We start from the raw sequence: 22,966 nt of genomic DNA, 5'->3' as shown, positions 1-22,966 counted from the left end.
CTTAATGAACAAAAGGGGGGGGAATATTGGTAATATATACTATGTTAAATATCTCAATTATTCTTGAAAGTACCCCTATAATTTGACATTATTTGTATGAGGAGTGATTAATAATGCCAAAATTGCATATTTCAAAAGAAGAATTAATCGAACTTTATATAAATCAAAAACAGAGTCTAAATACCATTAGTAAAAAGTTTAATTGCCATGTTAATACAATTAGAAAACGTTTAAATGAATATAATATTCCTATTCGTTCAAAAGGAGAGTCGTTAAGGACTAATTTTGAAAGTAAATTAGGGGGATCTCTCACGGTGGAGAAAATTATGGAGAAAATAAATGAAGGAATGTTTATTTATGAAGTAGCAGAGTTTTTTGGAGTAAATCGTAAATCCATTACAAAGAGACTTAAAGAGGCCGGTATCGAACTAGCTCAACTTGAAAGCCATCAGAAATTACTGGCCGAAAATAATATTAAACAAGGTAAGGAGAGGTGGGCAAATGACCCTACTCTTCAAAAAATGCATAAGAAAAAATTGGAGGAAATAAATAAAAAGAGATCAGAAAAAGCCCAATTAAGATATGAAATGGCTCATTTAAAAGATTACGGCGAATATAAAAAGGCTTGTGAGAGAATTGCTAACCGATTCCATGGAACAGAACGTCCCGAAGGTATGCAAATTGACCACAAATATAGTATTCACGATGGATATTTAAATGGGGTTCCAGCTCCGGTCCTGTCACATCATTTTAATCTTAGACTGATAACAGCTGAGGAAAATAATTCCAAGGGAACTGGTAGTGTTATTACCCTTGAAGAACTTTATAAAGGCACGGGCGAACCGTGGGATGGCAGGAAAGAAATAAAAGTCTTAACAAGAACTTGCAAGGGATGCGGAAAGTCTATCAAGTTTACAAATCAACATAAAAACACTAGATTTTGCAAGGAAACTTGCCGTAGTAAGTATAAATATAAAGAAGAAGTTGCTAAAAGCAAAACCATTAATAGAAAATGTGTGATTTGCGGAAAATCATTTCCAATAAAAGAGATATTTAAAACTGCTACATGCGGTCCTGAATGTCGAAATAAACACACTCACCCATGGTCGCGCCAAGCGCACGATTAATCCCAAAAATGAAAGAAGCAGCGGCCAAGAGCTGTTAAAAAATAATCGGAATAATCGGAGTAAGTGTCCCATTTAAGTAATCCTTAGAAGAAGCAGCCACAAAAGAAGCATTTGTGGAGAGTAGTTCCATAGGGCATAAAGGAAGACCACAATATGTGGTCTCTTTTATTTGTTCAAAAATCAATATTTATCTAGCCCAAGGAAGGAATTTCTTTCTGTCTTTTATAGGAACAAATGTTCGTGTATAATGTATGGAAGGAGGGATTTTTCTGATGGGGACAATTCGTGATAGAGGGCTCATTAAATGGCAAGCAGCATTGATTATGCCAGAACATAAAGCTTTAAATAAAAAAATAGGTGAGGTTGATTATTTCTTAAATAAAAAGCCTATCCTTGATGAATATCAGGTTGAGGAGTTTGAAAACAATATTCACTATGCGATGGAATATCATTTACCAATAAGCTTTACATTACATAATGAGGGAAATACAAAAGAATTGCATGGTTATTGTGTGTACATACATCCTGTCACCAAAGAGTTACGCATTCAGAATAAAGACAGTTCCTTTGAGTATATTCAGTTTGATGAGATTATTGATGTAGTCGTCGAGGATTAATATAAAAGCCCTCCTCTTAATTGAGAAGGGTCGCTTTTTATGATTGTAATCTATATATATATGCGTCTTCAATAAAGCTGTTATTTATTCTATTTCTTGAAAGTCTAAAACCGGTGAGAGCATCTGGCTCTGTAACAATTACTACTGCAAGTAATTTAATGAGAGGGTGATTAGGACTAACTACAGAAATGTTGTCTAATGTTATTCCAAATTCACCTTGAGTATTTTCAAGTATTCTTAGTGCTTTTTTAACTAGATTATACGCCCTTTTAGGGCTAGTGAATTCTGCTATCCTAGATGCAATAATTAATCTCCAATTTTCTTCATCAGGATTATATAGCCATAATGCCGAGTGAACATTGATTTCTTGCCTATCTAATTGCTTTATAAGAATTCTTCCATCGTTAAAGTCTTTTTCTACCAATGCTGTTTTATCCATTGGAGAACCCCCTCATATGGATCTGCTACTGCTTCAAAAATATCCTGGGCCTCTATATCGGTATGTTTTTTATACCGAGCCTGTTCAGACCAATCTTTAATAACAGCCCAGTTTACCTCAAGCTCATCGGGGACAGTAATTCCAACAACAGTTAATAATGTAGATAAATTGTGAGAATAAATTTTGTTTACAATATTTTTATCTGGATAGTCAAACTGTTTGGTCATTTTTGCAACACAGGCTTTAAGAGCACATTCTATTACATAGCCAGATAAATAATAAGAACCATCATAACATTCATTTTCAAGTAAAACCTTTGCGTCACGAAGTCTTATTTCTGCAAGTTCCTGGAATTCTCCCCTATTCATTTCATTCTCCTGTCATATTTTATTATGTGAAGTTTTTAAATATAATATAACACTCTTGAACTTTTCAAAAAGGAAAATCCCCCTAAATTATAGGCTTACCCTTCTTTACTAACTCCGTAATATTAATATCCTCGTTATAAATCACTTGATCTATACGAAAATCCTCACTAGCGGCGAAGCTAATTTTAATTTGTTGAATCCACTCAGATGCAGCAATAGCTGCTGTCCAATCTGGATCTTTTTTAAAATCTATATTAGGAACAGGGAAGCTGCCACTTTGTAAGAAATTCGTTCCTTTAGAATGTAAGTAAACTTTGATATTAATGTACATCACTTGGATTCCCTTTCACAATCATCCTTACCTGAGTTTACGCATTCTGAATAATTTTCAGTCCACTGTTTTTGTTCTCCACTACTCATTTTCGACCATTCATATTGATCAACAAAACCATCACTATTTAAATCATTTGATTTAGTTTGCTTTTGTTGAGATTCCTGGGGTTTTTGTTGTGCTTGTTGTTGTACTGCCAATTGGGCCTGTCGTTTTTTTTCAGCGATCCTCTCACGTTCTTTTCTTTCAGCCTCTTCTTTTGCTTTCTTTTCCGCAATGATTCGTTCTTCTTCTTTTATTTTCTGTGCTTTAATGATTTCCTTTTTTTTAATTTCTTCTTCTTCGTATTTAATTTCTGCAATTACCGTTTCCAGCTTATCGAGTCTATTGTCTTTTCCAATAGTGGTGACCTTTCCATGATTGCATCCACCTAATAAAGATATTGCTAGGACAATAGGGAATAGAATTTTTCTCAATTCTCATCCTCCTTATATAAATCATCGACCTTAACATCTAATAATTTAGTCAATCTGAAGGCTATTTCAATTTTAGGATAATTTATTACTCAGATAGAGACTTTAAGAGGTAAAATGCCTAACTATCCAGCTGCAAATTACTTTCTAGCTATAATTAAAAGGGGACCACTAATATTGTGGTCTCCTTTTGTGTTATATGGAACTAAAGCGCCGGTTAGTTCATTAAGAAAATTAAGAATTGCGTCCCTTAAGGTTTTAGTTAACTAATGAATTTATTCTTGGATCAGTTTTTCAAGTTAGCTGGCTTAAATATCATTTTACTTGGTTCAGTCGTACTACCATCAGGCAATTATACATCAATTTTAAAGCGTTCCCATTTGGATCATCAAAGTAAATCTGTCATATCATCACCTATTCACTTGGTTTACTAAACGAAAAAAGCTACTCTCGAATAGCTTTGCTGTTATTCACATAGTTGTATTATCCTTTCACTGAGTGTTTCTCTATCATCCTTATCACCAATTCCAAATATATTAATATATTCATTTAATTTTTCAGGGGACGTGCTTAACATTACATAAGCTAAATAAAATAAACTTATTCCTGCTTCAAAGTAAAGATCCTTTTCTCTAGGTTTAAGCCACTCATTTGCAAAGAGAATAATCTTCTCCTGATATTCATGTAATGAATTGATTACTTCTTCAATGGAATTTAAACCAAGGAATTTCAATCTCTTAACATTACTTTCTATTCCATCTTCATCAGATGAGTGAAGAGGGAATTGGGAAATTTTAGAGATTTCCAGGTCTACATGTTTTATAATACTATCCTTTTCATCTAATAATTGTCGTAATGTTACTTTATCAATTAACACATTAGCTGGAGTTGCTTTAATCACTTCTTTAATGCTTATATTATATTCTTCTAATGTTTTTCTTATCTTTACAAACTCTTCGTCTGCAATTTCTAAGAGACCAGCCAATCTTGAAAAATCTCGTCTAACTACATTTGGAATTGAAAGTTTGTTTTTATAACCCAAATCATGTTCAATTTCAGCCCATGCGTGTTGTAGTATCGACCGAATTTGAATTTCCACTTTTAAATCTTTAAATCTAATGTACTCCGAAAGTCCTACCCTCGTACTATTCAATTTAACGACATAATGTAATGACAAATAGCCAAATCTATCAGGGTCTAATTTAATTCTCTTATCAACTGAATTTTCTTCATCAACTTCAAATTCCGATTGAATAATACTAGCGATTTTATCAACATCTTCCGAAAAATAGGTAATAATTCTTAAACCTGAAACATCGGTTATATCACTTAAATTACTATATTTTCCATCGGATTTGTTTACCTTCAACTCCAAACTACTTTCCTGTTTCACCCTAGATTCAATCGAATGATATCTAAGGTCATTCTGCTTTAGTATATCAGTAATTAAACCATTTACCTTTTTACAAAATTCTTCGTGCAGTTCCTTGCTTGCCTTATATTCATCTAAAATTGGATTACGTACTGTTACTTCCATGTTCATCTCTCCTTGAGTCAGTATGTGTCTAACATAATAATACAATAATATCCAATTGATAAATACATATTTGTACATATAACAAGAACATTAAATTAAAATAGAATAAAACAGCCCCGGTAGTTCAACAAGAGAAAAGTGAATTGTAAGATTCATGTCAGGAAAAACCTTTTCTGCGATTAATTAAGAGTGTCCATAAAATCAGAATCAAAGTATAGATTAGTCATAAGCTTGTTGACGATTCCATTGAAATAAGCAAATGGTCCTTTATACATGTTAACTCCACTTTTAACCTTCATAGCAAATTCCTTAAATGCTTTGGTGCCGATCGCTATTTCTTGTTCCCTAGTGAATGCTCTTTTGTTAGCAGAATAATCAACCACTCGATTACATTGCTTAACAACTTTCCAAAACTCTTGAATTGTAATAGCTTCATGATAAAAAGAACTTGCTAGGTTAGCAAAGTTATCTGGAACCCATGCAGCTACAAAATTAGCTTTAGGTAAGTTATCAACAGATTTATCCAGATGAGAAAGAGAAGGGGCGTTGTTACGTTCTTTAAATGTTTTAATATTTTGTTTTAATGAACTAGTAGTTGTTTTAATGGTAGGACATTTAGTAAGACTTTTAGTAGGTTGCTTGTCGGACAATTCATCTTTCACAGGTTGAATAATAATTGCGTTAGCTGTTTGCATCATATCCTTTTTTCTCTTCATAGGTACTTGTTTAATCATGCCTAGATCCACTAGTTTCTTCATTAGACGTTGAATTGTTTTATAAGAAACTTCAAGCTTATCTGCAATCGTATTTTTGCACATGTAGCTTACACCAAATTGCTTACAGCTGTGGCGTTTAAGAACTTCCAGCAATGCAATAAGTCTAGCTTGGACATCTGCACGCTTAATAGACACACGAATGATGTCTCTATACACACGTACTGCTTTATTCATTTCTTCTCTTTCTGTGAATGATGATAGGTTGTCATATGATTCATCGTTTGCTATTACATCGATACGTTTCTTCATTAATATGCTGTCTCCTCTTTGGAAAAAAAAAGCAACAGATTGCCAAATGTAAGCAAACTGTTGCTTTTAACTCTATGCATGATATAAAATACATGCATAGAGTACAGCAAATGTTTGCCTATCGTGAGTAGGCGGACGGTATAAGAGTGTTGGTAGCACTACTTATACACGCTGTGCTCTTTTGTTTTTTCTTATTATAAAAATTGAACGATATGTAATAAATACTGCCCGATAATCACCCGATAAATGCCCGATTAATCTTGAGCTGATTTGAGTTATTATGAATGGTCAAGTCACAAGAAACCTTATAGATAGGCGTTTTCTTGAAAGTCTGAGTCACATTTAAAGGTCAGTATATGTTCCGCACACAAGTTCACCCATGGGAACGCGAACAATATATGTCTACTTATTAATAGCTTAAAAGCCTTGGCATTACTGAGTTTCTCAGTTGCCAAGGCTTTTTTTATTTTAGTGATATTTCTATGAGTTGGATGATTGACCACATTTCATATTATGTTGAGCATAATCCATGTATTTTGAATAACCAACCACACCTTTTTCTTCGAGTTCTTTTGAAACGTGAGCATAAACATCTGCTGTTGTTTGAATTGATTTATGTCCCAGTCGTTCTTGTACATCTTTTAAACTTGCTCCAGATTCAAGAAGTAAAACAGCGTGAGTATGTCGTAAACCGTGAATGGTTATATGTTTTGTAATTCCTGCTTTTCTACATATGCGAATAAAAGCCCTCTGTAAGGTGGATTTTGAATAGGGGAGGCCATTTCCTCGTTCGAAAACAAGAATAGTTTCTCTATGATGCCTTTCTGCCAATTTCAGTTTTATTTCCTTTTGCTTAATAACATGACGCGTTAATAGAGCAGTAAGGCTTTCGTCGATTAAAATTTTTCTATAAGATGTTTCGGTTTTAGGTGGTCCGAACATTTTATCAATATCCAAAACATCATAATTTAAAGTTTTGTAGATTTTAATTTTATTATCAGTGAAATCTAAATCTAATACCTGGAGAGCTAAAGCTTCACCTTTACTTAAACCAGTATCGATTAGTGTTTTAAATAAAATAAAATAGTTCCAATTATCTTAATTATGTCTCCTAAAATGAAAGTGGGTGTTGAAATTTGAAAAAAAGAACCACTTATAAAGAAGTGATTCAGAAAAAGCAATGTGTAGTTTGTTCAGATAACGAAGCTGAATTACAAATTAATTAAGAACAGTGGGTATGTAAATCTTGTGCTCAGTACATGAATGATTTAGGAAATGAAGTTAATTAAATTTTATTCCAGATATAAACAAATTGACTTGCTTCGGATTCTAAAGCAATTAACATGTCTTCATTATAATCATTCTTTATATAAAATTTGTTCTTATGCAAATTTAAAACAGAATGATTAACCTCGAAATTGAACGTTTTATCATAGCTTGAAGTATTTAGCAGTATCAGTGATGAGTTAATGTTTCTCTTATCAACCTTATCATTTTTTCCTTTGAAATAAAGTTTAATGAGGTGTGGAACACCGTTAATTAAAAGACCTAATTCAGAAGAAGAGCGAACTGAAAGTTTATCGCCAATCCAGACAGACTTTCCAGGATCAAACCATATCGTTTCTTTCTTATTTAGGAATTTTAAATATTGTCTGATTGCATATATATAGTTCGGTTGTTTTTTTATATCAATCCTTGGAATTAGGTTCTCAAAACAATTTTTGTTTAAATCATTTTTATGATACGAAACAATCTGATCTCTAAGTTGCTTCCAATAATCGAAGGCTGGATGATACTCTTTTTGATATTTGATTTTTCTTACCATGTTGGTTTTTGCTGAAACTCCTTTCAGAGTAAATTCAGTAAACTGCGAAAGACCAATATTAATTTTTTGAGTAGTATTCATATAGTCACTTCCATCATTAAAAGATTCGACAAACATTTGGAGAAATCTCACAAATAAAAACTAATAAATTATGTGACATATTGCATAAATATGATGGGAATAGGGAAATAATGAATGCTTAAAAATAAAGTCAAGAAAGTTAAGTTCTTAGAGTTTAGAGGTTTGTATAGTTCATAAACGTCTGGCCGGAAAAACTGGAGGACATTCATTAAAGATAGGAAACTAGAATTCCTGTTTTCAATGGATGTCCTTTTTTATTTAGAAAAAGAGAGAAGGAATTGAAATGGAAAAAGAAAAAAAGAAAGAAAAATCAAGTACCTAATCAAATGGAAAGTGGATCGGTATCGGACGGACAAACGCACGGGCGCCATCAGTCCGGTAAAGCCAAGTCGTTATGTACAATATGCTTATGATGAACTAGAACGTCAAATTCCTAAAGAATAGAAAGAGGTGCCAGGACACATGAAAAGAAGAAGTGATATGCCGGCTGTTGATGAAAAAAAGACCAAAAGAGAAGTGTAGAAGGCGATTTCAGAATATCGAGATTTCTTAATCACACTTCCTATTTTTTAAATGCCAAAAGTGACACCCTCTTATTCATTGGTGCCTCCTTCTAACACCAACGCGTTTCATTCCAGCACGGAAGATGCAGCACTAGAACGGATTGAATTTGAGCAAAACCGATCGGATTGTTTAACTAAAATGCACGATGCGGTGAATAGTTTGAAAGATATCGAGAAATTGATCATGGTGAAAAAGTATCTTCTCCATGATCAACACGGTTACGACCTGTTAATTTGGACTGAATTAGGGCTAGGAAATACCAAGTATTATGCCATTAAAGGAGAGGCCGTGTTGCGCCTGGCCTTCGCCTTGAAAATCGAAGTCTATAAAAAAGGGGGTGTTTCGAATGAACGTGGTCCAACCCATTCGTGACAAGGCCCTGCTGCAGGATATGAAAGACTTCCTGAAACAGAATAATGAACGAAATTACATTATGTTTTTGCTCGGAATCCATACAGGCCTACGTATCTCGGATATTCTTCGATTACGGGTAAGGGATGTGCAAGGATGGGACATTGTCCTGAAGGAAAAGAAGACGGATAAACATAAAGAAGTGAAGATGTCGAATGAATTGAAAAGGGCCATCCGCAGTTATGTGAAAGACAAACCCTCGAATGAGTATTTGATTAAAAGTCGAAACGGAAAAAACAAACCGATTACAAGGGGAATGGCCTATGTGATTTTGAGTCAGTTGGCGGAGGAATTTAGACTGGAACGAATCGGGACCCATTCTCTTCGAAAGACGTACGGGTATAATCATTACAAGAAATTCAACGATGTCGTAGCCCTTCAACAGATCCTGAATCACAAGGATCAACGAGAAACCTTAATTTACATAGGGATTAAACAAGATGAACTCAATAAAATGCAGGGGAAAATCGATTGGTGATTTCCTCTTTTTTGTGTGTTCTTTTTCTTTTTGTCCTATTAAATTCACTTCAACCTGGCGGTTGTTCAATTCATTTTTAGGAAAGGGGATATTCCTTGGGACTGTAAGAAAAGGTGGTTGCCTGTGAAGTATACACAATCTGGATTGTAACGAATTCAAAGGGGGTATTTTCAGCCCATTTTGCATCGGAAAGGGCAAAAGGAAAGGCGAACGATTCGCGAACGATTTCCGAACGATAAACGGACACTTATTCATTTTGACTGTGATAAAGTAATAGTATGGAAGTTTTGAAGATGCTTCTAAATGAGGCGTGATGGTTTTTAGTTGTTGCGACTTATCCCCTTTTTTACCTCATTTTAGGTATAAAGAAGGGGATTATCTCCTTTTGTCGAATTAGATGGCAAGGGTGGTGATAATATGCCGACATTTGAATATAAAGTCTTAACGTATAATAATCGTGATACTTATAATACTGATAGATTACTAGAGTCTAAATTAGTAAAACTTGGTGAACAAGGTTGGGAGTTAGTTTCAGCTTTACCTGTTGTTAATGGATCGGGTTCTGAAGGCGAAATTTCAGTTTACACGGATGACATTAAATTTATATTTAAAAAAGAAAATTAATTTTATGTAAGCATCCTTTCGAGGGTGCTTTTTATTTTGAAGAAAGAAGGAATTATCGACTAAAATAGGGAATATTTTACTATCTGACATTTGTTTTAAAGATTGAAGTTTACAAATGAATGCACCCATTATGGGTGTTTTTCTTTGAAACAAGTAATTATAACACGCAAATATGGAAAAGATAGGAGTTGATAAAGATGTTATCCGATAGGGATATACATTCTTACCTTAGTAAAGAAATTGTTATTCATCCATATTCTGAAAGTAATCTGACGCCACTTGGTTATAATCTCAGTCCCAGTGATTTTGTGTTCTCTTTACAGGAGAAAGATTTAATTCTAGAAAAAGACGGCTATTATCACATTAAACCACATGATACAGTATTAGTACTAACTAAAGAATCAGTGTGGATTTCAAAAAAAATTGCGGGTACTTTTCATTCAAAGGTAGGAGTGGTTTCTAATGGATTCGGACATATTTCAACAACTTTAGATCCTAATTGGAATGGACCACTTTTGATTTCTATTAACAACCCTACAAAAATGGAGTTGAAATTACCGGTTGATAAGACATTTATCACCTTAATATTTTACAAATTGCGTACACCATCATCTAAAGATCATGATAATGTTTCTAGCAGAAAAGATATTTTAAAATCAATATCAGATAAAATTCTAGAAAAAGATTTATCTGATAGCCAAAGAAACTTTATAGCTAAGACTAATACCATTTTTAACGATCAAAATATTTCTCAAGAGTTTTCAGAAAAGGTACGAAGTATTTCAACGGAATCTAAAAAACCAATTATAAATGCTATAAAACGGAGCAGAGTGAAGTTTGGATTGAATGTAATAAAATATTATGGATTAAGTGCTCTTTGTATTATTCTTATCTTAGTAACTACTCTCAGGATAATTATTCATTTCAAACCCATAAAGATGTTAGAGTTTTTATTGGTACTTGATCAAGCTACAGTTGTTGCACTTATAACAATAGTAATCGGATTACTGTATATTACAAAGCCCATCAAGGAGGAAATAAAATAATGCAATATCAACTAAAGATCAGTTTATTAAATGGTGAAGCTAAACTTCCTTATCAAGCTCATCCAGGTGACGCAGGAATGGATTTATTTTCAGTTGAAGAAAAAATTATTAAACCATCGGATTCAGCACTAATAAAAACCGGTATAAAAATTGAGCTTCCACCGGGGACAGAAGCACAAATTAGACCAAGGAGTGGTTTAGCTTTGAAACACTCCATCACTGTTTTAAATAGCCCAGGTACTATCGATGAAGGTTATAGAGGTGAAATTGGTGTAATTTTAATTAATCATGGTAAAGAAAATTTTAAAGTAGAGAAACAAATGAGAATTGCACAAATGGTGATTTCCCCAGTAATTAGTGTAGACATTTCGGAAACTGTTGAATTATCCGAAACTGCGAGATCTGAAGGTGGTTTTGGTTCCAGTGGAACAAAATAAATAGTAAATAATCTGGCAGACAAACGGCAAACTTTTGACAGAAAGTCGGCAGGGCATTAGGAATTATATGTGTTAAATTTATATTATCAAGAAAATAAACAAAGCCAATATTGGTGATAGGGCGGCATTCCTTGCAGATGCCGTTTTTTTCTGTCTTTATTTGACGAACGATAAAGATTGTACACTAACTTTCTTAGCCTGATAATTAGAGGGCGAATGGAGGTGGAGTGAAACAATGTATATGGACTAGAACAGCTACCCTGTCACTATGCCTTATTGCTGTTAATAGTAGCTTCGCTGGTATTGGACGAACATTGTGAATTGTCAATTTTTGGACTTTTTTGTAATTTTTTGTTTACATATAATTACTATAATGGTATTATTTATTCAGTAAAATATAGTATTTAAGGAGAGGACACAAGATGAAAAGGAAATTAATGAAGGTTTTTTCCGTAATTATGGCAACATCTATCGCCATAATTGGTTTTGGATTAATGCCAGTACAAAAAGCGGAAGCAGCAACCGCATGTGATACTACATCGGGGAGTTATGCTATTTGTGGTTCCGATGATGGATCTAATGTAAATGCAAGTATAACAATTACTAGTCATACATATTCTATATCGTATTGGACAATGTATCTTCAACGTTATGAAAATAGTAAATGGAACACAATAGGAACAAGAACAGGTTATATTGAATGGGGTGATAATTCATATAGAACATTTACAGATGTATCGAAAAAGAATGCGAAAACAAGAATTTATGTAAAGTTTTATTCAGATGCAGCTCATACAAAAAGTGAGGGTGCCCATGCAACACAGTCGTGGATTAGATAAGAGACATTTCATTAACAGAAGAAAGGATTGTATAAAACTCCACTTTTTTATACAAATTACAGGCTTTTTTCAAAGCCAAAAATGTTGATACATCAACCATGTATAAAACTATTTAGAACAATATATAGGACACAAAGTGATTTTTAATTTACATGAATCCGCTAAGGAAAATAAGTCAATGAAAGCTTTCTATAGTACACATGCAGATAATCATTATGTAAGAAACACTTTGATAACAGTAGATCAATTGGGCATGTGGGTAGAAGGATTTCAAGAGACTACAGTTTATTTCGATAACGATTTGAAAGCAGTAGATCCACCAAAAACAGAATGGATTACATACCATGTATTAATTAGATGGGAATTCATTCAAGATGTGTTTGTAGTAGAGAATCCAAGTTTAAATGAAAATTGGTTTAGATAAATAAAGTTTTAGTGAGCATCCATTAATTTGGGTGCTTTTTGTTTTGCAGGAAATTATCTCCTTTTGTCGAATTATTGGGTGAAAGGAGCGTTAAAAAGTGGATATCATATCATCATTATTAAAAAATAAGTACGTGGTCTATTTTCTTATATTCATAATATTATTTCCAATTATAATGAATGTTTTAATATTTAGTTGGGGAACAACCATAACTCATGGAGACTTAGATACATGGATAGGTTTTTTTGCAACATATTATGGCGCAATTATAGGTGGAATAATTGCAGGAGCATTGACTTTGATAGGAGTAAAGATGACTATTAATTCAACTATGGAAGGTGTAAAAAGAACTATTAATCAACAAAAAAATCTTCAAAAACACGAAATTATGATTCAGACTGAAAAAGAAAGATTAACCAAATTTTATGGACCTATGAGTATGCTTAGGAGTCAATTTGATTTTAGACATAATGCCCATAATTTTTCTGATTTAGATTTTGATGAACAGAAGCTTTTTTTGCAGGAATTGAGCGACAATTTACTTTATACTGATTCGGAAATATATATCAAGGCCATAGAAATGAGATGGGCATTTAAAGATGGGGATTACTCTTATCTAAATGAGGCTTATAAAGAGATTACAGAAATAATCACAGATGAATTGCATTCTATACGAAAATTATTACGGTTACCAACAATAGAAATTTAAAATCAGTGCACTCATTCGTTGAGTGCTTTTTATATGGTTAATCATACGAAGGTATGTCCGTACTCCAATTAGAGTACTCTAAAATTTTTTCCTTCATTAGAGCGAAATTCCTAAAGAAAATCTTTAAAGAAAATATATAAAGAAAACCCTCTGAAGGGATTCTTTTAAGTTTATATCATCGAGAATAAAGGAATGGGCGGCACTCAAATGGTGTCGTCTTTTTACGGATAAAGAAGGGAAATAAATCTTTGTGTCGAATGTAGTAGGCAGAAAGGGGTGTTTTGAAATGAAATTTAATATTGTAGTAGTTCCACCAGATGGGGGAGAAGCAAATTTCTCAGCTCCTATAAAGGGTAACAGAATCCCTCAAAAAGGTGAGTATATTCAATTGACAGAAGAAGATGGCACTTCATATTTTTTAGTTAGAAATATTATATCTTGTTTTGAAGAGGATGATTCGTCAGTGAAAGACTTTAGTGAAACTGGAATTCATGTTGAAGTTGAGCCTCTTGATTATGAGATGCAATCACCTTCACAACAAAGGATGATAGAAAGATATAAAACCGAAGGATATACTGTTAAACAATATATTCCGTCAGGATATTAAGGGGGCGAACAATGAAAGATCCAGGAGTGGTCAGTAGTGAACATTTAGATCCAGGTACAGTTGGAAACTGAATAAGAATTTGGAGGCACTCATTTATGTGCTTTTTATTTGCGGGAAATTAACTTTTTTTTTTGAATGTATAAGCAAAAAGGAGGGGAAGAATGAAATAAAAGAACTAAACTAGCTGTCTTCTATCAATTTTATAATTTAGAAAAAGCACTAACCTTTGAGGTCAGTACTTTTTTGCGTTTGTGATGGCTATTCATTTAATGTTATCTATACCAGTATCCTGAATAAACAGTACCATTTACTATTGGACTTGAATGAGACGAATCAAAATAATAAGTTACCTTTATTCTAGTTTTAGCATTTTTTTTCGATACATTTGTAAATGTTCTACTTGAAGGGCTTCCCCAGTCTATGTATCCATTCCGAGTTCCAATTGTTTGATAGCTTCCATTTACATTTCTTTGCAAATCCATTTTCCAATAAGTCTTACCATAAGTCTGAAATCCAGATCCGTATATTTCTCCAATAACATTGTCACCTGAATCTTTCCCACATACTTTAAAAGTTCTATTAAGTTCTGTACCTGAAGAAGTATCATTACAACCTGATGCTGCTGATGCGCTTGATGTAAATGTAAATAGTCCAGTAATCCCTATTACTGAGATCAACATGACAATATACATTTTTTTGATGATTTTTTTCATTTTTTAACACCCCTTGAATAATTTTCTAATACCAGAACCATAGTATCATAAGTTAGAAAATATTACATATAATCGCTTAAAAATAGGTATTTTTTCCTATTTTTTATGAGGATAGAATATACTAAAGAAAATCTTAATGAAGCATGTAAAGGCATTAGAAGAAGCAGGGTTCAAAGTTTTATATATACAAAACCCTCATGCAATCTATGCAAAACTTGCTCCTAGAATTGAAATGCTCTTTGCCCAAAAACGTATTATTTTTGGTGATAATCCATTGATGAGGTGGAACACAAATAACATTGTTGTAAAAGTTAAAAATGATGGAAATAAAGACTTTGTCAAAAAAGATGAAGTTAGGAGAAAGACAGATGGATTTTCAGCTTTTGTCTACGCTCTGTGGCAAGCTGATCAAATACTAGTCGATGATGTGGACTTTTTCTTAGATGATATAGAATTTTAATAGGCTCTGTAAAAGGATGTTGTTGATTATCTTGTTGAACTATCGGGGCAGGATAGCTCTATAAGAAATTGAACCAATATGTAATAATTGTTAAAAGTAAATTAGAGAGAATAGGAGAACAGCTAACAGGTGCATTGAGGGAGATTATGAAATGAGTTAATGTGATTAAAGCCTTGTCGCTGTTGGTCCTATGGTTGTTTTTTTAAATCTCCTTATCTTTATTGATTCTTTCTTTATCTCTATTGAAAAATTATCTCCATTGAATAAATTACTATTTTCACGCAATTAAGCAGAATTATTAATTTTAATAAAGAGTTTATTTTCTTTAATTCCCAAATTTACCCTTCACTCCTTTGTTTTGTGTTAACATATATTGGGAATTACAAAAAAGGGGATGGGTTTATTGAAATTAGTAATGAAAAGTTTCGTTTTTGCATTGTTTTTCTTGTTAATCGTTCCACAAGTTAGTCTAGGTTATAGTGAAGAGGATGTCGAAGAAGATTTAGAATTAGGAGAAAGCATCATGGTTGAAGGTGAATTATCAGGACCTGGATATGGAACTAAAGCAGTAGATAGAGTAGTCAAAACTCTAGAAGGACCAACCAAAGTAAAAAAACGCGTTAGGTATTTAACAGGTTCATGGGTGAAGGCAAGCTCATACCAATGGTCCAAGAGTAATTCTGCAACCTCAACTGTGTCATCTGATGCAGGTGCAAGTGCAGGTGGTATTTCGAGTTCTTTAGGAGTTTCAAATTCAGTAACCACTACATATTCTGTTGCCATAACTATTCCCGCAGACAAAAAAAAGTTCAGTAAACTAGCTTTCTATAGCGATTTTAATAAGAGGTATGTTCGAGTATTGCTGTATAATTTTAATGGGATATTGTATTCTGACAAAAAAACTAATCATTATGCTCCACGTAAAGACACTTATTTACAGGTCGTATATCAATAATTTTTGAGAGAAGAGTGTTTATGGTAAAAAATAAGAAAATTATTATTGGATTGATAATATCTGTATGTGTGATTTCGGCTTTTTTTATACTAACGAAAACCGACCATAAATATGGAAAAAAAGTAATCAAACTGATGAAGTAAAACTTAAGTTTGCGAATAACTTAATAAGTTACATTATTGAAGATAAAGAAGGTATGTCATTCAACATTTTTGGTGTTCAAAATATTAAAGACAAGGATTCTTCTCTCGTGGACGTAGTATCATCTATTGAATTAAATAATCCTAATATAAGGATTGTCGATTACCAAGTAGATACTGGAATTGTTCATAAAAACTATAAATTAGTTAATATTCTTGTTACTTTAAAACCATTAACAAATAATGTTGAAACGGCTGACCAACTTTTAATTCAGTTTAATAACGAGAATACAGAAACTTATGATATTGGAAGTATAACAGTACAAAATGATATGTCTTATCAAAATAAACACTTTGAACCATCAGGTCAATATACTGTTGCATATCCGTATTTAGGTTTAGATATTAATCTTAGAAACAAGACAGACCAGACTATTTCTCCATCTAAAATTTCTGATCTTACGAAAAATCTATCCTATCAATTTGATAGACCTTTCGAATTTCAACCACATGATAAAAAACACATTAAAATTAATACCTTTTATAAAGGTAAAAAGGAATTTGATTTTATGACTGTTTCACCTATTCTTTCATATACTTTTGATAACGAAAGTTATCTTTATAATATGCCAGGAGTTGTTTATGGTATTCTTGATTCTGACACTGATAAGATAGAAAAAATGATTAAGTAACGGTAGAAAATATGTTCGGTGAATACAGACTAGTCGACTATTAAACCATCAATCTAAAACAAAAAGATTAGCCTTCGCGCTAATCTTTTTGTTTTAGAAAATCTCCTGTAGTTATAAAATAAAGTCGTACCGTTTATAAAAAGGTTGCACCGTTTTGTATAAAGTTTAATCGTTTATAAAATGATAAACCAAAATCAAGTATTGATTTTGGTTTTCCTTCATGAACTAACGGGTGCGTTAGTTCCATAGGATCCAATAAAGTAGACCACAATAATATAAGTGGTCTCTTTTATTTGTTCAAAAATCAACATTAATGATTAACAAAGCCTTTTTAAAAAAGGAGGTGAGATATTGGGAATATTAGATCTGATGAAAAGTAGAAATAAAGAACTTGAATTCATGTTTGATTTTGATTTAATCCAAGATACTTCCAAGAAAATTCACATGAAGCAATTGGCTATCCAAACCTGTATCAATATGATTGGCCGTACCATTAGCCAATCGGAATTTTATGTGAAGAAGGATAAAAAGATTGTGAAGGACGAAATGTATTATCGGTTAAATGTCAGACCGAACCCGAACATGTCAGCCAGTCAATTTTGGCAAACTGTTGTTCACAAGCTGATCTATGACAATGAGTGTTTGATCATCCAGTCGGATACCGAGGATTTATTGATTGCGGACTCTTTCACACGAGTTGAATATGCCTTGGTCAATGATTCATTTAAAGATGTAACCATTAAGGACTTTACGTTTTCTCGAACATTTCAAATGAACGATGTTATTTATTTGGAATATAGCAACAAAAAGCTATCGACTTTGTTTGATGGCTTATATTCCGATTATGGAGAACTATTTGGTAGGATCATAGAATTTCAGAATCGCAAGAATCAAATTCGCGGTTTGGTAGATATAGAGGCTGTCAGTGATAAATCAGAAAAGACACAGGAAAAACTACAGAATTATATCAACAAAATTTATACTGCTTTCACAGACAAATCTGTAGCTATTGTTCCACAACAAAAAGGCTTTAAATTAGAGGAATTGAAAAACGCTACTCAGCTTCAAAGTGTGGATGAAGTCGCCAAAGTAATTGATGGTTTTTTAGATCAGGTTGCAAAAGCCTTAGGAATTCCGGTTTCCTTACTTCACGGTGATATGGCTGATGTAGAAAAGCCTACTCGCAATTACATGACTTTTTGCATTGATCCTTTCTTGAAAAAAATCAAAGATGAATTGAATGCCAAGATGATCGATAAAAAGGAATACTTGGCAGGGAAGAAGATGGAAACTAAACGGGTTTCTTACAGTAATATTTTTGATGTTGCCACTGCTGTCGATAAGTTAAGATCATCCGGTACTGTAAACGGGAATGAACTGCGTGAGGAACTTGGTTTGGAAAGGGTGGACGACCTTATGATGGATAAATACTTTATCACCAAAAACTATCAAGAAAGTTCAGAAGCACTTAAAGGAGGTGAGAAAAATGAAGCATAAAATCAAAGGTGATATTATCAATTGGAATTCGAGTATTTGGGATTTTAACTATCAAATGAAGTCTATAAAAGAAGATGAGGATATTGATTTATCTGTTAATTCTTATGGAGGCGATGCCTTTTTAGGAATTGACATTTGTAATACTCTTAAAGATCATAAAGGACTTGTTACTGTGACGATAACAGGCATGGCGGCAAGTGCTGCATCCGTTATTTGTATGGGTGCTGATAAAATACAAGCGCATGCAAATACCATGCTGATGGTCCACAATGCTCAAACATTTGTAGCTGGAGACGCTAAAAAACTTCGAAAGGCTGCTGATGATGTTGAAAAGGTAAGCCAAGCTGTACTGAAATCATATACAAATCGGGTAGATGAGGATACTATGAAAAAATTACTCGATGATGAAACATATCTTACTGCTGAAGAAGCATTAAAATATGGGCTAATTGATGAAATCATCGATGCTGAACCAGAAGAAGTCGAATCTGAAATCTTTGAGAACAAAGCAAAAGCATTTAACAATAAAATTACGGCTGCTGTTGCACCAAAGCAACCTATCTCTGCATCAGCATCAGGCATCGACGAAAACACATTAAAACAAATGTTAGCTGAATTTAAAAATGAAATCAAAAATGAACTTAAAAAAGAGCCTGATCAAGACCCTGTTGAACCAAAACAGAACTTGAGCACGCTCTTTTTACATTTATAGGAGGTATGGAAAATGACAATTAAATTTAATAATTTTGCAGAGAAAAAACAAGCATTTGCTAAAGCAACACAGGAAGGTAGTGCTGAAGATCAGTCTGCTGCGTTAAATAATATGCTGGAAGCGTTGGCTCAGGACGTACAGGGCGATATTATGAATCAAGTTAATACATCAATGCTTGACCGTTCCATCATGCAAGCCAGGGGCGCTAATGTTCTTACGAGTGAAGAGACAAAGTTTTTCAATGTCGTGATTGAAGAGGGTGGGTTTAAAGATACAGAAACACTGCCTAAAACAACACAAGAACGGATTTTTGATGATCTAGTTGAAGGGCATCCTTTACTGCAGCAACTAGGTATTCAAAATCTTGGTGCGGTTACAGAATTCATTTATGGAGATCCGGAAGGTGCTGCAGTATGGGGCCCATTATTCGGAGACATCCAAGGGCAACTAAATGCAACATTTAGAAAAGAGTCTATCAGCCAACTTAAGTTAACAGCTTTTATTCCTCTATCAAACGACATGCTAAAACTTGGACCTGTATGGGTGGAGCGCTATGTTCGGACTATGATTTCGGAAGCAATGTCCGTTGGTCTTGAGCGTGGATATGTTGCAGGGACAGGGAAAGACATGCCGATTGGATTGTTAAAAGATTTGAAGGGATCTGTTGTGGACGGAAAATATCCTGACAAGGCATCTGCCGGTATCCTTACATTTGAACCAGGTAGGGCGACAATCAATGAATTAAAAGGTGTTGTCGAAAAATTATCTATTCGTCCAGTTGGGAAAGATGAAGAAGAAAAGGTCCGCAATGTGGCTGGAAAAGTTGTAATGATTGTCAATCCCTTTGATAACTTTAGCATCCAAGCTAATGCGACCGTCCAAAATGCTGCAGGTATATACGTGACAAGCTTGCCATTTAATCCAAACATTACTGAATCCATGTTTGTGCCAAAAGGCAAAGTTGTATTCTTTATTCGTGGTGAGTATATTGCAGCTGTCGGTGGAGCGATGGAAGTGAAGAAATTTGACCAAACACTTGCCATGGAAGATGCGACACTTTATATCGCGAAACAATATGCGACGGGTAAACCAAAAGACAATTACGCAGTACAAGTTTATGACTTAGACCTAGACTTGGAAGGCGGTCTAGAGGGGTGATTTAATTGGTCAAGGATGAACTATTAAAAGAATTTAAAGAGCGTATGCATATATCACATTCAAGCGAGGACGACAATTTAAAACGATTGTTGTCCTTTTCTATTGTGGATTTGCTAGACAAATGTGGACAATTCGATGTAGAAAGAGACGAGAGGGCAAAGGAGCTAGTCTTTGAACGTACTCGTTATGCCTATAATGATGCCCTTGAATACTTCAACGATAACTTTCTTAGTCAGCTTAATAGTTTAGGATTATCGATCGCATTAAAAGAGGGTGAACCAGATGCAGCCGTTTAAATATAAACCGCCAAGAGTGAAGACGGGGGATTTACGTACTTTTATAACTTTTTATGAGTATGCACCCAATAATGGTCCCGAACCTGGGGAATCTGAAAAAAAGATTCTTTATGAAGGGTGGTCAAAAGTTGTTAACGTTTGGCTAAAGGATTTGGAGATTGCTAAGTCTAATGGAACTTTATCAGATATAACCATCACCATTAGAGACCCACATGCTGACTATATTCCGACTAATAAGCATTATCTTTCCATCGATGCTCCTGAATACCTAGACAAACGCTATAACATCAAGCATGCTCAACCCGATTTGCAAAATAAGGAGTTTATCACAATCGTAGCGAGGCTAACCGAATGAGTGTAAAGGTCAAAGGTGAAAAAGCACTGGTTGTAGAACTTGAAAGACGTATTGGAAAAATGAAGGCGCATCAATTAAGTGATAAAGCCTTAAAACGTGGTGCCCAAGTATTTATAAAGGAACTAAAAAGTCAATTTGCATCCTTTAAAGATACTGGGGCATCCATTGAAGAAATGAAAATATCAGAGCCGATGTGGGTAGCTGGTGTTAGGACTGTTAAAGTTTATTGGCGTGGTCCGAAAGAACGTTTTCGAATCATTCATTTAAATGAGTTTGGCACTGTGCAAAACCCAAACCCAAAAGGGAAGGGTTCAATTGCAAGAGCAATGAGAAATGTTGAAAGGGCTTATCGAGAGGCTATTAAACAAGCAATAAGGGAGGGGATATAATGGATGTTCTAGGGATGATATATAATACGTTGATTGCAGACCCATACATCAAGGAAAAGGCTTCTGGGAGAATCAAATATTATGAGTTTTCCGGAACTGGAGATGTTACTGCACCATATATCATCATATATCCATTAGATGTCCCACTTCCTAAAGATTTCGCTGATGATACATGGCTGACATATGATTGCCTATTTCAAATAGAAGTTTGGTCAAAGAATAGGCTGGCCACAAACGAATTATCCGGACGTATCCGTAACGTCATGTGGAACTTTGGTTTTTCCCAAGGAACGGGTGTGGGTGAATGGGATGAAGATACAGGTATTATTCGAGATGCAAGAAGGTATCGGGGAAAATTATACAGAGACGATTTAGACACTTTTTAAGGTGTCTTTTTTTATTATTTAAAATAGGAGTGATTAATTTGGCAGAAGAGAAAAAAAGCTATCGAGCATCAACCGGTGTGAATGAATTTTATTATGCGGTTTTAACAGATGACGATGACCATTCATTTACGGCTGGTGAAATTACCCGGATTAAATTTCTACAAAATATTGAGGTAGAAATGCCGCAAGAAGCGATGAGGGCGTATGGGGATAATGGTACAGCTGAAATTGCTATTTCAGGTGGAAATGTAACAGTATCCACTCAATTTCACAAAGTACCGATTCAGGATAAGAATATTTTATTTGGTTTAGAAAAAGTGGATGGTCTTTCTTCTATTGGCGGTGAGGATGTGCCACCTTATGTGGCAGCGGTATTTACCAAGACATTTGAGGACGGTTCTAAAGAGTGGGTGGGGCTTACAAAAGGAATGTTCATGCGTTCTAAAATTTCCGGTAAAACCAAAGAAGAAAACAAAGAATTTGATAATGAAGAAGTTACTGGAGAATTTATGGAGCGTTATGTTGAGGGAGCCTCTTCTGAAAAATCTGTTCTTTTCGGTGCTGACAAAAAAGGAGAAACAGATAACCGTGATTCTTTATTTCAAAAGATATTTGGCAAGCCTTATCCAGGAACAACTGGAGAGCAAGGTGGTGTGGAAGGATAATGACAAACTTTAAAGCTGTTGTAATTGAAGATATCCAGGTCAACAGATTAGTAGTATTAGCAGTCAAAGAAAAAGAAAATGAAATAAATATTCGTTTAGCCCAAGAAGGCGAAGTTCCTGACTTTTTAGCAACAAGAGCGATCACAGAAGGTGAAGAGGTTTATGTGACCATTAAGAATAGAGAAACGTGGAAGGTCGAAGCGGGAGAAGACATTCAAGCAGGAGTTTCTGTTGGGACTGGTAAAGATGGAAAAGTAGTTGAAGCTCTTGGAGAAGATGCACTTCCTATCATCGGATATTCCATAAATGCGGCAAGTGCGGGGGAAGTTGTTAGCTATGTCCGTAACGTAAAAGGCGGAGGAGAAGGTGTTCCGGGCCCAAAAGGCGACAAAGGCTCTACTGGTGCTAAAGGTGACAAGGGTGTTGATGGATTCCCGACGGAAGAACAGTGGAGCGAATTATTAGCAAGAGTAGAGACACTAGAAGGATAAAGAGCAAGAATATTCTTGATTTAAGGCTCTGTTAAAGGGTGTTGTTGATTTTCTCGTTGAACTAATGGGGCAAGTTAGTCGAGTATGGATATATT

31 protein-coding genes and 1 pseudogene are annotated in these 22,966 nt (G+C 34.2%); 23 read left to right on the top strand and 9 right to left on the bottom strand.

Features of this window, described 5'->3' with window-relative positions; all coding sequences use genetic code 11:
* The first annotated feature begins 113 nt into the window (after window positions 1–113).
* Together JFU50_RS00425 and JFU50_RS00420 are read left to right on the top strand one after the other, a co-directional pair.
* Window positions 114–1,127 (top strand): hypothetical protein, encoded by a 1,014-nt coding sequence (locus JFU50_RS00425; protein WP_201221261.1) that lies wholly within the window; start codon window positions 114–116, stop codon window positions 1,125–1,127.
* A 272-nt stretch (window positions 1,128–1,399) separates the two neighbouring features.
* Window positions 1,400–1,744, top strand: a complete 345-nt coding sequence (locus JFU50_RS00420) for a YolD-like family protein (RefSeq protein WP_201221259.1) — start codon at window positions 1,400–1,402, stop codon at window positions 1,742–1,744.
* 37 nt (window positions 1,745–1,781) lie between these two features.
* On the opposite strand, the gene JFU50_RS00415 is transcribed toward JFU50_RS00420, so the two are convergent.
* The 8 genes from JFU50_RS00415 to JFU50_RS00380 all read right to left on the bottom strand — a co-directional run bounded on the left by JFU50_RS00415 (window position 1,782) and on the right by JFU50_RS00380 (window position 7,823).
* Window positions 1,782–2,183, bottom strand: coding sequence for a hypothetical protein (locus tag JFU50_RS00415; RefSeq protein WP_201221257.1), 402 nt, complete (start codon window positions 2,181–2,183; stop codon window positions 1,782–1,784).
* A complete protein-coding gene (locus tag JFU50_RS00410) occupies window positions 2,162–2,551 on the bottom strand; it encodes a HEPN domain-containing protein (protein ID WP_201221256.1) in 390 nt (129 codons plus the stop codon). The genes JFU50_RS00415 and JFU50_RS00410 overlap by 22 nt, the downstream gene beginning before the upstream one ends.
* A gap of 82 nt (window positions 2,552–2,633) precedes the next feature.
* Window positions 2,634–2,882, bottom strand: coding sequence for a hypothetical protein (locus JFU50_RS00405; RefSeq protein WP_201221254.1), 249 nt, complete (start codon window positions 2,880–2,882; stop codon window positions 2,634–2,636).
* Complete coding sequence (locus JFU50_RS00400) at window positions 2,882–3,358, bottom strand: hypothetical protein (protein WP_201221252.1); 477 nt, start codon at window positions 3,356–3,358, stop codon at window positions 2,882–2,884. Before JFU50_RS00400 ends, JFU50_RS00405 begins: the two co-directional genes overlap by 1 nt.
* A 463-nt stretch (window positions 3,359–3,821) precedes the next feature.
* Window positions 3,822–4,892: a GTP pyrophosphokinase gene (locus JFU50_RS00395; RefSeq protein WP_201221251.1), complete on the bottom strand. Its 1,071-nt coding sequence runs from the start codon at window positions 4,890–4,892 to the stop codon at window positions 3,822–3,824.
* Window positions 4,893–5,071: 179 nt separating this feature from the next.
* Window positions 5,072–5,917 (bottom strand): helix-turn-helix domain-containing protein, encoded by an 846-nt coding sequence (locus JFU50_RS00390; protein ID WP_201221249.1) that lies wholly within the window; start codon window positions 5,915–5,917, stop codon window positions 5,072–5,074.
* A 480-nt stretch (window positions 5,918–6,397) separates the two neighbouring features.
* Window positions 6,398–6,997 carry a site-specific integrase gene (locus JFU50_RS00385; RefSeq protein ID WP_201224982.1) on the bottom strand — a complete coding sequence of 200 codons (600 nt, stop codon included), beginning with the start codon at window positions 6,995–6,997 and terminating at the stop codon, window positions 6,398–6,400.
* Window positions 6,998–7,202: 205 nt separating this feature from the next.
* A complete protein-coding gene (locus tag JFU50_RS00380; protein WP_201221247.1) occupies window positions 7,203–7,823 on the bottom strand; it encodes a hypothetical protein in 621 nt (206 codons plus the stop codon).
* Between the two features lie 582 nt (window positions 7,824–8,405).
* Here JFU50_RS00380 and JFU50_RS00375 point away from each other — a divergent pair.
* From JFU50_RS00375 to JFU50_RS00335, 9 genes are all read left to right on the top strand, one after another.
* Window positions 8,406–8,759, top strand: coding sequence for an ArpU family phage packaging/lysis transcriptional regulator (locus tag JFU50_RS00375; RefSeq protein ID WP_446728105.1), 354 nt, complete (start codon window positions 8,406–8,408; stop codon window positions 8,757–8,759).
* A complete protein-coding gene (locus JFU50_RS00370; protein WP_201221245.1) occupies window positions 8,734–9,276 on the top strand; it encodes a tyrosine-type recombinase/integrase in 543 nt (180 codons plus the stop codon). The genes JFU50_RS00375 and JFU50_RS00370 overlap by 26 nt, the downstream gene beginning before the upstream one ends.
* Window positions 9,277–9,693: 417 nt before the next feature.
* Complete coding sequence (locus tag JFU50_RS00365) at window positions 9,694–9,900, top strand: DUF4177 domain-containing protein (RefSeq protein WP_201221243.1); 207 nt, start codon at window positions 9,694–9,696, stop codon at window positions 9,898–9,900.
* Window positions 9,901–10,097: 197 nt separating this feature from the next.
* Window positions 10,098–10,946, top strand: a complete 849-nt coding sequence (locus JFU50_RS00360; RefSeq protein WP_201221241.1) for a dCTP deaminase — start codon at window positions 10,098–10,100, stop codon at window positions 10,944–10,946.
* Entirely contained in the window at window positions 10,946–11,383 is a 438-nt protein-coding gene (gene dut / locus JFU50_RS00355) for a dUTP diphosphatase (RefSeq protein WP_201221239.1), read from the top strand. The genes JFU50_RS00360 and dut overlap by 1 nt, the downstream gene beginning before the upstream one ends.
* 458 nt (window positions 11,384–11,841) lie before the next feature.
* Window positions 11,842–12,222 (top strand): hypothetical protein, encoded by a 381-nt coding sequence (locus tag JFU50_RS00350; RefSeq protein WP_201221237.1) that lies wholly within the window; start codon window positions 11,842–11,844, stop codon window positions 12,220–12,222.
* Between the two features lie 178 nt (window positions 12,223–12,400).
* A complete protein-coding gene (locus JFU50_RS00345) occupies window positions 12,401–12,646 on the top strand; it encodes a hypothetical protein (RefSeq protein WP_201221235.1) in 246 nt (81 codons plus the stop codon).
* Between the two features lie 175 nt (window positions 12,647–12,821).
* On the top strand, window positions 12,822–13,355 hold the full coding sequence (locus tag JFU50_RS00340) for a hypothetical protein (protein ID WP_201221233.1): 534 nt from the start codon (window positions 12,822–12,824) through the stop codon (window positions 13,353–13,355).
* Between the two features lie 286 nt (window positions 13,356–13,641).
* Window positions 13,642–13,962 (top strand): hypothetical protein, encoded by a 321-nt coding sequence (locus JFU50_RS00335; RefSeq protein WP_201221231.1) that lies wholly within the window; start codon window positions 13,642–13,644, stop codon window positions 13,960–13,962.
* Window positions 13,963–14,234: 272 nt separating this feature from the next.
* Here JFU50_RS00335 and JFU50_RS00330 read toward each other — a convergent pair whose 3' ends face one another.
* Window positions 14,235–14,675: a hypothetical protein gene (locus JFU50_RS00330; RefSeq protein ID WP_201221229.1), complete on the bottom strand. Its 441-nt coding sequence runs from the start codon at window positions 14,673–14,675 to the stop codon at window positions 14,235–14,237.
* 151 nt (window positions 14,676–14,826) lie between these two features.
* On the opposite strand from JFU50_RS00330, the pseudogene JFU50_RS00325 reads away from it, so the two are divergent.
* From JFU50_RS00325 to JFU50_RS00270, 12 genes and pseudogenes are all read left to right on the top strand, one after another.
* Window positions 14,827–15,135, top strand: a pseudogene (locus tag JFU50_RS00325) (terminase TerL endonuclease subunit); the annotation flags it as partial.
* 403 nt (window positions 15,136–15,538) lie between these two features.
* Window positions 15,539–16,090, top strand: coding sequence for a hypothetical protein (locus JFU50_RS00320; protein WP_201221225.1), 552 nt, complete (start codon window positions 15,539–15,541; stop codon window positions 16,088–16,090).
* 250 nt (window positions 16,091–16,340) lie between these two features.
* A complete protein-coding gene (locus JFU50_RS00315; RefSeq protein ID WP_201254485.1) occupies window positions 16,341–16,922 on the top strand; it encodes a hypothetical protein in 582 nt (193 codons plus the stop codon).
* Window positions 16,923–17,273: 351 nt separating this feature from the next.
* Entirely contained in the window at window positions 17,274–18,419 is a 1,146-nt protein-coding gene (locus JFU50_RS00310; RefSeq protein WP_446728104.1) for a phage portal protein, read from the top strand.
* Entirely contained in the window at window positions 18,409–19,131 is a 723-nt protein-coding gene (locus JFU50_RS00305; protein WP_201221221.1) for a head maturation protease, ClpP-related, read from the top strand. The genes JFU50_RS00310 and JFU50_RS00305 overlap by 11 nt, the downstream gene beginning before the upstream one ends.
* Window positions 19,132–19,143: 12 nt before the next feature.
* The gene (locus JFU50_RS00300) at window positions 19,144–20,289 is read left to right on the top strand and encodes a phage major capsid protein (RefSeq protein ID WP_201221219.1); all 1,146 of its coding nucleotides are present in this window, start codon (window positions 19,144–19,146) and stop codon (window positions 20,287–20,289) included.
* 44 nt (window positions 20,290–20,333) lie between these two features.
* Window positions 20,334–20,585, top strand: a complete 252-nt coding sequence (locus JFU50_RS00295) for a phage gp6-like head-tail connector protein (protein ID WP_190271699.1) — start codon at window positions 20,334–20,336, stop codon at window positions 20,583–20,585.
* On the top strand, window positions 20,572–20,940 hold the full coding sequence (locus JFU50_RS00290; RefSeq protein ID WP_201221217.1) for a phage head-tail adapter protein: 369 nt from the start codon (window positions 20,572–20,574) through the stop codon (window positions 20,938–20,940). Before JFU50_RS00295 ends, JFU50_RS00290 begins: the two co-directional genes overlap by 14 nt.
* Window positions 20,937–21,329, top strand: coding sequence for a hypothetical protein (locus JFU50_RS00285; RefSeq protein WP_201221215.1), 393 nt, complete (start codon window positions 20,937–20,939; stop codon window positions 21,327–21,329). The genes JFU50_RS00290 and JFU50_RS00285 overlap by 4 nt, the downstream gene beginning before the upstream one ends.
* Window positions 21,329–21,715 (top strand): DUF3168 domain-containing protein, encoded by a 387-nt coding sequence (locus JFU50_RS00280; RefSeq protein ID WP_201221213.1) that lies wholly within the window; start codon window positions 21,329–21,331, stop codon window positions 21,713–21,715. Before JFU50_RS00285 ends, JFU50_RS00280 begins: the two co-directional genes overlap by 1 nt.
* A gap of 38 nt (window positions 21,716–21,753) precedes the next feature.
* A complete protein-coding gene (locus tag JFU50_RS00275) occupies window positions 21,754–22,380 on the top strand; it encodes a major tail protein (protein WP_201221211.1) in 627 nt (208 codons plus the stop codon).
* Window positions 22,380–22,871, top strand: coding sequence for a head fiber protein (locus tag JFU50_RS00270; protein ID WP_201221209.1), 492 nt, complete (start codon window positions 22,380–22,382; stop codon window positions 22,869–22,871). The genes JFU50_RS00275 and JFU50_RS00270 overlap by 1 nt, the downstream gene beginning before the upstream one ends.
* Window positions 22,872–22,966: the final 95 nt, after the last annotated feature.

The sequence above is a fragment of the Peribacillus sp. TH14 genome (assembly GCF_016651145.1).
In the GTDB taxonomy this organism is placed as follows: Bacteria; Bacillota; Bacilli; order Bacillales; family DSM-1321; genus Peribacillus; species Peribacillus butanolivorans.
Note: the sequence above shows the minus strand (reverse complement) of the source record. Positions and strands in the feature narration are given on the sequence as shown.

Bases quoted from the DNA above. Each gene is read 5' to 3' on its own strand.
- JFU50_RS00425 (WP_201221261.1), top strand. From the start codon at position 114: ATGCCAAAATTGCATATTTCAAAAGAAGAATTAATCGAACTTTATATA.
- JFU50_RS00420 (WP_201221259.1), top strand. From the start codon at position 1,400: ATGGGGACAATTCGTGATAGAGGGCTCATTAAATGGCAAGCAGCATTG.
- JFU50_RS00415 (WP_201221257.1), bottom strand. From the start codon at position 2,183: ATGGATAAAACAGCATTGGTAGAAAAAGACTTTAACGATGGAAGAATT.
- JFU50_RS00410 (WP_201221256.1), bottom strand. From the start codon at position 2,551: ATGAATAGGGGAGAATTCCAGGAACTTGCAGAAATAAGACTTCGTGAC.
- JFU50_RS00405 (WP_201221254.1), bottom strand. From the start codon at position 2,882: ATGTACATTAATATCAAAGTTTACTTACATTCTAAAGGAACGAATTTC.
- JFU50_RS00395 (WP_201221251.1), bottom strand. From the start codon at position 4,892: ATGGAAGTAACAGTACGTAATCCAATTTTAGATGAATATAAGGCAAGC.
- JFU50_RS00390 (WP_201221249.1), bottom strand. From the start codon at position 5,917: ATGAAGAAACGTATCGATGTAATAGCAAACGATGAATCATATGACAAC.
- JFU50_RS00380 (WP_201221247.1), bottom strand. From the start codon at position 7,823: ATGAATACTACTCAAAAAATTAATATTGGTCTTTCGCAGTTTACTGAA.
- JFU50_RS00370 (WP_201221245.1), top strand. From the start codon at position 8,734: ATGAACGTGGTCCAACCCATTCGTGACAAGGCCCTGCTGCAGGATATG.
- JFU50_RS00365 (WP_201221243.1), top strand. From the start codon at position 9,694: ATGCCGACATTTGAATATAAAGTCTTAACGTATAATAATCGTGATACT.
- JFU50_RS00360 (WP_201221241.1), top strand. From the start codon at position 10,098: ATGTTATCCGATAGGGATATACATTCTTACCTTAGTAAAGAAATTGTT.
- dut (WP_201221239.1), top strand. From the start codon at position 10,946: ATGCAATATCAACTAAAGATCAGTTTATTAAATGGTGAAGCTAAACTT.
- JFU50_RS00350 (WP_201221237.1), top strand. From the start codon at position 11,842: ATGGCAACATCTATCGCCATAATTGGTTTTGGATTAATGCCAGTACAA.
- JFU50_RS00345 (WP_201221235.1), top strand. From the start codon at position 12,401: ATGAAAGCTTTCTATAGTACACATGCAGATAATCATTATGTAAGAAAC.
- JFU50_RS00340 (WP_201221233.1), top strand. From the start codon at position 12,822: ATGAATGTTTTAATATTTAGTTGGGGAACAACCATAACTCATGGAGAC.
- JFU50_RS00335 (WP_201221231.1), top strand. From the start codon at position 13,642: ATGAAATTTAATATTGTAGTAGTTCCACCAGATGGGGGAGAAGCAAAT.
- JFU50_RS00330 (WP_201221229.1), bottom strand. From the start codon at position 14,675: ATGAAAAAAATCATCAAAAAAATGTATATTGTCATGTTGATCTCAGTA.
- JFU50_RS00305 (WP_201221221.1), top strand. From the start codon at position 18,409: ATGAAGCATAAAATCAAAGGTGATATTATCAATTGGAATTCGAGTATT.
- JFU50_RS00300 (WP_201221219.1), top strand. From the start codon at position 19,144: ATGACAATTAAATTTAATAATTTTGCAGAGAAAAAACAAGCATTTGCT.
- JFU50_RS00295 (WP_190271699.1), top strand. From the start codon at position 20,334: ATGCATATATCACATTCAAGCGAGGACGACAATTTAAAACGATTGTTG.
- JFU50_RS00290 (WP_201221217.1), top strand. From the start codon at position 20,572: ATGCAGCCGTTTAAATATAAACCGCCAAGAGTGAAGACGGGGGATTTA.
- JFU50_RS00285 (WP_201221215.1), top strand. From the start codon at position 20,937: ATGAGTGTAAAGGTCAAAGGTGAAAAAGCACTGGTTGTAGAACTTGAA.
- JFU50_RS00280 (WP_201221213.1), top strand. From the start codon at position 21,329: ATGGATGTTCTAGGGATGATATATAATACGTTGATTGCAGACCCATAC.
- JFU50_RS00270 (WP_201221209.1), top strand. From the start codon at position 22,380: ATGACAAACTTTAAAGCTGTTGTAATTGAAGATATCCAGGTCAACAGA.